The following is a 9,579-nucleotide window of genomic DNA, read 5'->3' as shown; positions in this document are numbered from 1 at the left end:
TCAGACATGTCCGGCGGCAACAAGAAACCCTGACCACGATCAACCGGCCGATACCCATTCGCCACACCCAATAATCGAACACCTACCGGGTTATACGCACCAGCCACGCCGATTCTGCAACAGCCTCTGTACGGCACCGGAGGTCCTTCCCCCAGCTAGTTTGTCCCGGTGACCCGAACAGACCCGCCGAACACCGCTCCCGAACGCGAGTTGCTGCAGGGATTTCTCGACTACCACCGGGAGACATTGCTGCTCAAAGTGAGCGGTCTGAGCGGGGAAGACCTGGTACGGCGCAGTGTGGAGCCGTCCAGCATGTCCCTGCTCGGTTTAGTGCGCCATCTCACGGAAGTCGAGCAGTACTGGTTCAAGACCTGCCTGACCGGCGAGGTGGTCCCGGACCGCTACTGGACGGCCGAGCATCCCGATGGGGACTTCGATCTCGTCGACCCCGCCCAGGCGGAGAAGGACCTGCAGACGTACGCGGACGCCGTACAGGAATCTGACGAGATCGCAGCGCGCTACGACCTGGATGCCGCCTTCCGACGTCCGCGCCGGGAGGGTGAGTACAGCTTGCGGTGGCTCTACATTCACCTGATCGAGGAGTACGCGCGGCACAACGGCCACGCGGACCTGCTCCGCGAACGCATCGACGGCAGCACCGGCGAATAGGTCAGGGCTTGATCGCTCGGATCAGCCCGACGATGTCGTTCACCACTCCGCGCACCCCCGGGATTCGGGTCAGCCGCAGCAGCCGGTCGACGAGTGGCACCGAGCGGTCGATCAGCAACTGGGTACGGCGAACATCCTCGCTGTCGTCGTGCACCCAGAACAGCACGATCCCCATGTGGAGCAGCCACAACAGCTCGGGCAGCTCGGCCGTCAGCTCGGGCGACAGCTTGAGGTCCGAGCCCGCCACCACCTGCCGGAAGATCTCCACACTCGCGTCGCGGGCCGGCTGCGACTCCGTACTGAACGGCGACAGCGGGCTCTTCGGATCCGCCGCCGTCTTGAAGAACGTCCCAGCGAACTCGTGGTACGGCGCCGACACGTCCAGCCACACCCGCAGTACGCCGGCCAACCGCCCAGCGAACGACTTGTCACCAGCCAGAACGGCCTGAACCGCGTCCCGATGCTGATCCTGCAGGTGGTCGTAGTACGCCTGCATCAGGTGGTCTTTGGAGCCGAAGTAGTAGTACGCGTTACCGACCGAAACCCCCGCCTCGGTCGCGATCGCCCGCATCGTCGTCTTGCCGTACCCTTGCTCCCGAAACAACCGCAACGCCGTAGACAAGATCAGCTCACGCGTCTGCTCACCTTTGGTAGTCACACCCTCCGTCACACCCGTCAGCGTAGTCAGTAGCCGCGGTTCAGCGGTGGCATGACCTGCACCTTGCTCGGGGCAGGATGGGTGGATGACGACGTGGGTGTTCGAGGGAACCGTCCTGCCTGCGGGTGACGGCGGCCGGGTGAGCGTTGGTTCGGGCGATGCACAGCCGCTCCCCGGGCGGTTCGCCGTACCAGGGTTGGTCGACTCGCATTGCCACTTGACGCTGGGGGCTGGGGCGGACGGGTGGCCGGCGTTGTTTGGGGCCGACTTCGCTCGGGAGCGGCTGGAGGAGCTGGCGTCCGCGGGGGTGAGCGCGGTTCGGGACGTGGGCGGCAATCGGGCGGTCACGCTGAAGCTGGCGACGACCGAGGACGACAGTCGGCCGGTCGTGATTGCGGCCGGGCGCTTCCTGGCTCCTGAGGGTCGTTACTTCGCGGCGGCGCATGAGCCGGTGGCGCCTGAGGAACTGCTGGCGGCGGTCGAGGGCGAACTCGCCGACGGCGCGACCTGGCTGAAGCTCGTGGCCGACTTCCCCGAGGTCGGGCCGGACGGGCCGATCCGCGGCAGTGTGATGGCGCAGACCTACGAGACCGAGCTGATCCGGGCGATGGTCGAGCTCGCGCACAGCCGGGGCGCGCGGGTGGCCGCGCACTGCAACACCGACATCGTCAGCGAGCTGATCCGGGTCGGAGTTGACTCGATCGAGCACGGGACCGCACTCACCGAGCAGGACTTGCAGACGCTCGGCGCCCGCGGTGGCGCCTGGACGCCGACCCTGTGCGCGTCGGTCGGCGAGGCCCCCAACGAAACCCCGGAACGGCGAGCCGCCCGTCTGGCCCGCTCCGAGCAGCTCGCCGCCATGCTCGCCCTCAGTGACCGGTACGGCGTTCGCGTGCTGGCCGGTTCCGATGTGGTCGGCTCGGTGGCGGGGGAGGTCGACCTGCTCGTGAAGCACGGTCTGACCGTCACCCAGGCGCTGGTCGCTGCCTCCACCGGAGCGCAGGAGTACCTCGGGCTGACCGGCGACGGGAACCTCGTCACGTACGACGCCGATCCGCGCGAGCACCCGGAAATCCTCGCGACCCCGGCGAGCGTCGTACTGAACGGGAAGCGGATCGCTTGAGACGATGCCGGTATGCGGGAGAAGGATCTGGACCGGTGGGTGACGAAGTACCGCAAGGCCTGGGAGTCGAACGACCCGGCCGATGTGGAGGCGCTGTGGACCGAGGACGCCGCCTGGTACCGGCGGCCGGACGAGGATCCGGTGGTCGGGCGGACGGCGATCGTGGAGGCCTGGGCGGAGGTTGCGGACGCGCCGGGTGAGACCGCGTTCGAGTACGAGGTGCTCGGCTTCGGCGACGGGGTCGGGTTCGTGCGCGGCTGGACGACATACCTGACCGAGCCGCCCGGTGAGTTCAGCAACCTGTGGGTGATCAGGTTGACCAAGGACCGGGCGCACGAGTTCACGGAATGGTGGATGGAAAAGCCTTGATGGGTTACTGTTTCGGGTAGGCGCTCTGGGTGCCTCCGGTCCGCGGGAAGGGCTCAGCCCACCTGAACGTCTTGAAGTTGGTGCCTTTGTTCACACCTCCTTTCTCGCCTGTCGACGCGGACAGCAGGCTCGCAGAGAGGAGGTCGGCCGATGCCGACCCGTCATCTTCCGAACGACCCGCATCTGGATCACCTGCGTAAGCAGGCCAAACGGCTGCTCGCCGAGGTCCAGGCCGGTGACCCGGCCGCGGTCGCCCTGGCCGACGAGTTCCATCCGGTCAGCACGCTGGCCGAGGCTCAGTTGGTGATCGCCCGCAGCTACGGATTCCCCAGCTGGCCGCGGATCGTGCATCACCTCGAGCTGGTCGGCCGCTACAGCCGGTCCCCGCATCGGCAGTCGGTTGGTGGTCCACTGGACACGCCGGAGCAGCGCGCCGACGAGTTCCTCAAGCTGGCGACGCTGCATTACGGGCAGGACGATCCGGCCCGTCAGCACGCAGCCCGTTCGTTCTTACCTGAGGTTGCTCACAGCAACATCTACACGATGGTCGTCGCCGGCGAGATCGACGCCGTACGGCGGAATCTCAGCCAGGCAAGGGATGAGGGCGGACCGTACCGGTGGGAGCCGCTGGTCTACCTCACCTACAGCCGCATCGATGCACCCAACCAGGTGGAGATCGCGCGGCTGCTCCTGGAGAACGGCGCCGATCCGAACGCGGGCTATCTGTGGCAGGGCATGCCCTCGCCGTTCACCGCGCTGACCGGCGTCTTCGGGCGCGGTGAAGGCGATCAGCCACCACATCAGAATCGGGTTGAACTGGCCCGGTTACTCCTCGAGGCCGGTGCGGATCCGAACGACAGTCAGACTATGTACAACTGCGGTCCGGGCTGTCCCCCGCCGTACGACGATGTGCACTTGGAACTGTTGCTCGAGTTCGGGCTGGGCCGGGGTGACGGTGGTCCGTGGCACGAACGGATGACGACGGCACATCCGACACCGCAGCAACTGCTGGAGGACGAGCTGGTGTTCGCCTCGTCCGAAGGTCTGCTGCATCGGGTCGAGCTGGTGCTTGCCCAGGGCATCGACCCGGAAGGCCGTGGGACCGAGCATCCGATCTTCTGCGGGCATCGGGCGTACGAACTTGCTGCTGTGCAAGGGCACACCGAGATCGCGGAGCTCCTGCGCGCTCACGGTGCGGCACCGCTGGACGACGTACATGAGGTGTACGCCGCTGCGTGGCGCGGGGAGTCACCTACGGTCGACGCAGCGCTTGCTGCCCGAGCGGTCGCTCGCAATCCGCATCTGATCATGCGGGCCGCGGAGACCGGGCGGACCGAGGCACTGGAACCCTTGCAGCGCTTGGGATTCGACGTGAATCACATGGCGGGCGCCGCACCGATCCATCGGGCCGCGCTCAACGGTCACCTGGCAACGGTCCAACGACTGGTCGAGCTCGGCGCCGATCCTGAGCTGCGCGATCCGTCGTACGACGGGGATGCTTTGGGTTGGGCCGAGCACAACCACCAGAAGGCGGTGGCCAACTACCTCAGGGGCTTACGGCTAGGAACAGGAAGGCGCTGAACACCATCAGGTGAACGGCTCCCTGCAACAGGGTGGCTTTGCCGGTGGCAAGGGTGATGGTGCTGACCGCGACCGTCAGCGCAAACAGCACGATCTCCTTGCCGCCGAGCCCGAGCACGAGCGGTCCGTCGAGCCAGATCGAGGCGATCCCGATCGCTGGGATGGTCAGGCCGATGCTGGCCAGGGCCGAGCCGAGCGCCAGGTTCACGCTGGTCTGGAGGCGGTTGCGGAGGGCCGCGCGCACGGCCGCGACCGTCTCCGGCAGCAGCACGAGTAGGGCGATGACAACGCCGACCACGGCGAGCGGGGCGCCGGCTGACTCGACTGCGGATTCCAGCTTCGGCGAGACCGTCTTGGCCAGTCCGACCACGGCCACCAGGCAGACGAACAGCAGGCCGAGGCTGACCAGCGCAACCTTCCCGCTCGGGGCATCTGCGTGGTGTTCCTCCTCATCCGCTGCGTTGTCCGAGACCGGGAGGAAGTAGTCACGGTGCCGGACGGTCTGCACGAAGACGAAGACGCCGTACATGACGAGGGAGACCACGCCCGCGAACGCCAACTGCGGCCCGCTGAACCGAGGTCCGGACGCGCTTGTCGTGAAGGTCGGAAGCACCAGGCTGAGCGTGACCAGCGCGGTCATCACCGCGAGTGCGCCGCTCGACGCATGGACCCGGAACTCCTGGACGTGATGCTTCAGGGAACCAACAACGAGCGCCAGACCGAGGATGCCGTTACAGGTGATCATCACCGCGGCGAACACAGTGTCGCGAGCCAGTGACGCAGCCTTGTCACCGCCGGACGCCATCAGCGTGACGATCAGCGCGACCTCGATGATCGTCACGGCGAGCGCGAGGATCAAGGTGCCGAACGGCTCCCCGACACGGTGCGCGACGACCTCGGCATGGTGGACCGCCGCGATCACTGCGGCACCGAGACCGGCGCAGACCAGGATCAGCAGAATCGCACCGAGATCGCGGCCCCAGGACAGCACCAGGACGACGAAGGCGAGCGGGGGCACGGCCAGACTCCAGCGCGGCAACCCATGGACCACGGAGTTAGTCATCCCCAGTAATTCTAAGGTCTCCGCGATAATTGACTTGGCAGCTCCGGCGGTGAAGGTGATGCTTTTCGCATCATGCCACTGCAGATCAGGGTCGCGACCGACGCCGACTGGCCGGCCATCTGGCCGTTCTTCCACGACATCATCGCCGCGCGGGAGACCTACACCTACGATCCCGAGCTCACCTACGAGCAGGCAGAGGCGATGTGGATGGTGACCGCACCGCGCAGCCGCGTCACCGTCGCGGTCGATGCCGACGGCACAGTTCTTGGTACGGCGAACATGTACCCGAACCGTCCCGGCCCGGGCGCGCATGTCTCCAGCGCGAGCTTCATGGTCAGCCCGGAGGCTCGTGGTCGCGGCGTCGGGCGACTGCTCTGCGAGGACATGATCGCGTGGTCCGGCCGGGAGGGGTTCCGGTCGATCCAGTTCAACGCGGTGGTGGAGACGAACGAGCCGGCGGTCCATCTGTGGCAGGCGCTCGGGTTCCGGATCGCTGGGACCGTTCCCGAGGCTTTCGAACACGCCAAACTCGGGTACGTCGGGCTGCATGTGATGTACCGTCCGCTGGTGTGACGGACAACCGCGCGCGCCGGATGTGGAAGACGCTCGAACCCTTCCACGCGATCAGTTACTTCGCTGCCGAGACCAGGCAGGCGACCGATGCCCTGGGCCTCAAGGGCGGCTGGATGAGCTACTTCGGCTGCCGTGCTGCGCCACTCGGTGCGGCCTCAGCCGAGCTGGTCACCGCCGTCTTCTACAACTTCCATCCGGCGATGGTCGCCCGGTCCGTGCCGGATGCGTGGGAGCGCGCCACCCCAGCTCAGTTGCTGGAAGCACGGCTCGCTGCGGTCGATCTCGCCGTACGACGGCTGTTCGATCCGTTGCCGTCTTTCGACCGCGTGGCTGAGGTCGCACGGCGTGCGGCCGAGGCTGCCCCGTTGGCGGGGCGTCCGCTCGGAGCGGCCAACGCGGCGCTCGGCTGGCCGGATGAGCCGCATCTCGTGCTGTGGCAGGCGACCACGATTCTGCGTGAATCGCGTGGTGACGGGCATGTGGCCGCGCTCGTCGCGGCTGAACTCAGCCCGTGTCAGGCGTTGGTGACGGCCGCAGCGGCGGGCGGGCCCACGAAGGAGACCTTCGATATCGCCCGGCGCTGGAGTTCGGAGGAGTGGGCGGCTGCCGAGGACAACCTGCGTTCGCGGGGACTACTCGACGCGGTCGGCGCTTTGACCGACACCGGGCGCGCGCTCCGCCAGCAGATCGAGGACACCACTGATGCGTTGGCCGAGACCGGTTGGCGTGCGCTCGGTGATGACTTGGCGACCGAGCTGCATGACCTGGTGCACCCGCTGAGCGCCGTACTGATGTCCAGTTCCTTGCTCCCGCCGGACAACCCGATGGGTCTGCGCTGGAGCTAGCTCGCGATGCGGTCGGCGACTGTGCGAATCGAGGCGACCAGGTCCTCGGGGCTGGGGGCCTTGGCCGGATCGAAGAGGTAGAGCACGACGACGCCGAGCAGGAGCGCTTGGAAGAACGATCCGATCCGGTTGACTTCGGCCGGGTCCGCGTCGGCATCGACGCCGCCGAAGAGATGAGCCAACCCCTCACGCGCCTCGCCCTGCAGCTTCGAGAGGTCTGCCAGTAGACCTGGCTGTCCAACGCTGAGCACCTCGAACTGGGTGGTCCACAGCGCCTTCACGTTCGGCTCGGAGAGGCTGGCGATCGCCTGCTGCCAGGTCGCGACGAAGCGTTCGTAGCCGCTGGTCGGACCCGCCGGTGCGAGCGCGCGCCCGACATCGGCTCCCCACTCGTCGAGCGCCTCGCGCATCGCCTCGTTGAGCAGGGCTTCCTTGGAACCGAAGTGGTAGCCGATCGCCGCCAGGCTGACTCCGGCCGCGGACGCGATATCGCGCGCGGTCGTCCGGCCGTAGCCCTTCTGGACCAGACACGTCTTCGCGCCGGCGATCAGCGACTCCCGGTTACCCATGCGCGGCAGCGTAACATCGCGTCTGAAACGTCCGTCTGGCACGAATGTCTTAGGATTTGCGCAGACTTGTGGCGGCTGCGCGCAGTACCGCCGCGGTGAGAGCCGCGAGCACCTCGGACTCCAGCTTCCAGTGCTGCCAGTACAGCGGTACGTCGAGATACTTGCCGGGGGCAATGGTCACCAACTGGCCGGCCGCGATCGCGGGGTCGGCGACCTGGTCCTCGATCATCCCCCAGCCGAGCCCGATCGTCACCGCCTGATGGAAGGCACCGGCCGCCGGTACGGCGTGGGCCGGCGGATCGAGACGCCGCCGGGTCAGCTTGCGGATCAGCCGGTGCTGCAGAACGTCCTTCTCGTTGAACACGATCAGCGGTGCCTCGCCGAGTGCATCGGCCAGCGGTTTGCCGGCCAGCCAGCGGTCGGCGTACTGGGGAGTGGCGACGGGGAGGTAGCGCATCTTGCCCAGCGGTACGACGCGGCAGCCCTGCACCGGGCGCGGATCACCCGTGACGGCGGCCAGGACGGTGCCGTTGCGAAGGAACTCCGCGGAGTACTCCTCGTCCTCGCGATGGACCACGAACCGCGCCGGGAACTGCTCGGACAGATCGAGCATCGCGTCCAGGAACCAGTGGTTGAGCGAGTCCGCATTGACCGCGATCGGCAGCCGGAGCGCATCGACAGTCCCTTGTACGGCGGCGATCGCCTCGTACTCGAGTAGCGCGACCTGCCGCGCCAACCGCAGCACCGCCTCACCAGCCGCCGTCGGCCGGGCGGGCTTGCCGCGCATCACCACCACCTGACCGAGGCGGCTCTCCAACGCCTTGATCCGTTGGCTGATCGCGGACGGCGTGACCTGGAGCCGTTGCGCCGCGGCGTCGAAACTGCCTTCGTCGACGACCGCCGCGAACGTCTCCAACTGCGCGGAGTCGATCATGCTGTGACTCTATGCTGAAGGAACTCTAATGGCACGTGAAAATCTTTAGCTGGTTTACTCCGCCAATTCTTCCTACCGTCGAAGCATGTCCCTCCTCGCCGGCTTCGCCACCACGCTCGCCATGATCGTCGCCATCGGCGCTCAGAACGCCTTCGTGCTGCGCCAGGGCCTGCGCCGCGAACACGTGCTGCCGGTAGTCCTCGTCTGCGCGCTGTCGGACGCCGTACTGATCTCCGCCGGTATCGCCGGCCTCGGCGTCCTGATCTCGACCAGCCCGCTGGCACTCTCGATCGCCAAGTACGGCGGCGCCACCTTCCTGCTCGCCTACGCCGCCTTCGCCGCCCGCCGCGCCTTCCGCCCCACCACCTTGGCGGCCACCGACCACACCCCCGCCGCCGTACGCACCGTTGTCGTCACCTGTCTCGCCTTCACCTGGCTCAACCCGCACGTCTACCTCGACACCGTGGTCCTGCTCGGCAGCCTCGCCAACCAGCACGGCCCCGACGCGCGCTGGCTCTACGGCCTGGGCTCCGTCACCGCCAGCTTCACCTGGTTCTTCGCCCTCGGCTTCCTCTCCCGCCGCCTGGCTCCCGTCTTCGCCCGCCCCCGCGCCTGGCAGGTCCTCGACACCACCATCGCCCTCCTGATGGCCACCCTCGCCACCGTCATGCTCGTGAGCTGATCGCCGACTACGGTCGAAGGGTGACTACTCCCAAGGTCCTCGTCATCGGCCTCGACCCGCACCGCATCCCCGGCCCCTTTGACCCGGCCCCGGTAGACGCCGCCATAGCCGCCGCCGACACCAGCTTCCGCGACCACGGCATCGAAGCCCACAACTGCCTGGTCGGCCTCGACGGCACCGATGACATCCCCGCCGTCACCGCAGCCCTCCAGTCCCACCCCTGGGACTGCGTCCTCATCGGTGCCGGCATCCGCCGCAACGAAGAGCTCCTCCCCCTCTTCGAACAACTCCTCAACCTCGTCCACCACCACGCCCCCACCGCCAACCTGGCCCTCAACCAAGGCCTCAACGACATCACCGAATCCACCCTCCGCCACCTCCCGTTCGCAGACTAGGTCCGCCCGTGGAGGTGACTGTGTTGTGTGATGCGGTGGCGGTGTTTCCGGAGGGGGTGTCGGAGGCTTTGCCTGGGTGGGGGGTTGAGCAGGCGGAGTGGACGGCCCGGGTGGTGCC

General features: G+C 67.3%; 12 protein-coding genes. 8 read left to right on the top strand and 4 right to left on the bottom strand.

The window, feature by feature from the left end:
• Positions 1 to 168 precede the first annotated feature (168 nt).
• Positions 169 to 669, top strand: a complete 501-nt coding sequence (locus E1261_RS40130) for a DinB family protein (RefSeq protein ID WP_132414992.1) — start codon at positions 169 to 171, stop codon at positions 667 to 669.
• Between the two features lies 1 nt (position 670).
• Here E1261_RS40130 and E1261_RS40125 read toward each other — a convergent pair whose 3' ends face one another.
• Positions 671 to 1,339 (bottom strand): TetR family transcriptional regulator, encoded by a 669-nt coding sequence (locus E1261_RS40125; protein ID WP_132414991.1) that lies wholly within the window; start codon positions 1,337 to 1,339, stop codon positions 671 to 673.
• A gap of 73 nt (positions 1,340 to 1,412) precedes the next feature.
• On the opposite strand from E1261_RS40125, the gene E1261_RS40120 reads away from it, so the two are divergent.
• The 3 genes from E1261_RS40120 to E1261_RS40110 all read left to right on the top strand — a co-directional run bounded on the left by E1261_RS40120 (position 1,413) and on the right by E1261_RS40110 (position 4,400).
• Positions 1,413 to 2,450, top strand: coding sequence for an amidohydrolase family protein (locus E1261_RS40120; protein WP_132414990.1), 1,038 nt, complete (start codon positions 1,413 to 1,415; stop codon positions 2,448 to 2,450).
• Between the two features lie 12 nt (positions 2,451 to 2,462).
• Positions 2,463 to 2,819 (top strand): YybH family protein, encoded by a 357-nt coding sequence (locus E1261_RS40115; RefSeq protein ID WP_132414989.1) that lies wholly within the window; start codon positions 2,463 to 2,465, stop codon positions 2,817 to 2,819.
• Between the two features lie 150 nt (positions 2,820 to 2,969).
• On the top strand, positions 2,970 to 4,400 hold the full coding sequence (locus E1261_RS40110) for an ankyrin repeat domain-containing protein (protein ID WP_132414988.1): 1,431 nt from the start codon (positions 2,970 to 2,972) through the stop codon (positions 4,398 to 4,400).
• On the opposite strand, the gene E1261_RS40105 is transcribed toward E1261_RS40110, so the two are convergent.
• A complete protein-coding gene (locus tag E1261_RS40105; protein ID WP_132414987.1) occupies positions 4,366 to 5,463 on the bottom strand; it encodes a calcium:cation antiporter in 1,098 nt (365 codons plus the stop codon). The two genes, E1261_RS40110 and E1261_RS40105, sit on opposite strands and share 35 nt — an antisense overlap.
• A 72-nt stretch (positions 5,464 to 5,535) precedes the next feature.
• On the opposite strand from E1261_RS40105, the gene E1261_RS40100 reads away from it, so the two are divergent.
• Positions 5,536 to 6,036 carry a GNAT family N-acetyltransferase gene (locus E1261_RS40100; protein ID WP_132414986.1) on the top strand — a complete coding sequence of 167 codons (501 nt, stop codon included), beginning with the start codon at positions 5,536 to 5,538 and terminating at the stop codon, positions 6,034 to 6,036.
• Complete coding sequence (locus E1261_RS40095) at positions 6,033 to 6,881, top strand: SCO6745 family protein (protein ID WP_202875422.1); 849 nt, start codon at positions 6,033 to 6,035, stop codon at positions 6,879 to 6,881. Before E1261_RS40100 ends, E1261_RS40095 begins: the two co-directional genes overlap by 4 nt.
• On the opposite strand, the gene E1261_RS40090 is transcribed toward E1261_RS40095, so the two are convergent.
• Together E1261_RS40090 and E1261_RS40085 are read right to left on the bottom strand one after the other, a co-directional pair.
• A complete protein-coding gene (locus E1261_RS40090; RefSeq protein ID WP_132414985.1) occupies positions 6,878 to 7,450 on the bottom strand; it encodes a TetR/AcrR family transcriptional regulator in 573 nt (190 codons plus the stop codon). The genes E1261_RS40095 and E1261_RS40090 overlap by 4 nt on opposite strands.
• A 49-nt stretch (positions 7,451 to 7,499) precedes the next feature.
• Positions 7,500 to 8,384 carry a LysR family transcriptional regulator ArgP gene (locus E1261_RS40085; protein ID WP_132414984.1) on the bottom strand — a complete coding sequence of 295 codons (885 nt, stop codon included), beginning with the start codon at positions 8,382 to 8,384 and terminating at the stop codon, positions 7,500 to 7,502.
• A gap of 85 nt (positions 8,385 to 8,469) precedes the next feature.
• Between E1261_RS40085 and E1261_RS40080 the strand changes: the two genes are divergently transcribed.
• Together E1261_RS40080 and E1261_RS40075 are read left to right on the top strand one after the other, a co-directional pair.
• Positions 8,470 to 9,066, top strand: coding sequence for a LysE/ArgO family amino acid transporter (locus tag E1261_RS40080; protein WP_132414983.1), 597 nt, complete (start codon positions 8,470 to 8,472; stop codon positions 9,064 to 9,066).
• Positions 9,067 to 9,086: 20 nt separating this feature from the next.
• Entirely contained in the window at positions 9,087 to 9,461 is a 375-nt protein-coding gene (locus tag E1261_RS40075) for a hypothetical protein (protein WP_132414982.1), read from the top strand.
• Positions 9,462 to 9,579: the final 118 nt, after the last annotated feature.

Origin of the sequence: Kribbella albertanoniae (assembly GCF_004348455.1) — a bacterium.
Lineage (GTDB): Bacteria > Actinomycetota > Actinomycetes > Propionibacteriales > Kribbellaceae > Kribbella > Kribbella albertanoniae.
Note: the sequence above shows the minus strand (reverse complement) of the source record. Positions and strands in the feature narration are given on the sequence as shown.

Excerpts from the sequence above, each read along its gene's own strand:
- E1261_RS40100 (WP_132414986.1), top strand. The coding sequence starts at position 5,536 with ATGCCACTGCAGATCAGGGTCGCGACCGACGCCGACTGGCCGGCCATC.
- E1261_RS40080 (WP_132414983.1), top strand. The coding sequence starts at position 8,470 with ATGTCCCTCCTCGCCGGCTTCGCCACCACGCTCGCCATGATCGTCGCC.
- E1261_RS40085 (WP_132414984.1), bottom strand. The coding sequence starts at position 8,384 with ATGATCGACTCCGCGCAGTTGGAGACGTTCGCGGCGGTCGTCGACGAA.
- E1261_RS40105 (WP_132414987.1), bottom strand. The coding sequence starts at position 5,463 with ATGACTAACTCCGTGGTCCATGGGTTGCCGCGCTGGAGTCTGGCCGTG.
- E1261_RS40115 (WP_132414989.1), top strand. The coding sequence starts at position 2,463 with ATGCGGGAGAAGGATCTGGACCGGTGGGTGACGAAGTACCGCAAGGCC.
- E1261_RS40120 (WP_132414990.1), top strand. The coding sequence starts at position 1,413 with ATGACGACGTGGGTGTTCGAGGGAACCGTCCTGCCTGCGGGTGACGGC.
- E1261_RS40090 (WP_132414985.1), bottom strand. The coding sequence starts at position 7,450 with ATGGGTAACCGGGAGTCGCTGATCGCCGGCGCGAAGACGTGTCTGGTC.
- E1261_RS40110 (WP_132414988.1), top strand. The coding sequence starts at position 2,970 with ATGCCGACCCGTCATCTTCCGAACGACCCGCATCTGGATCACCTGCGT.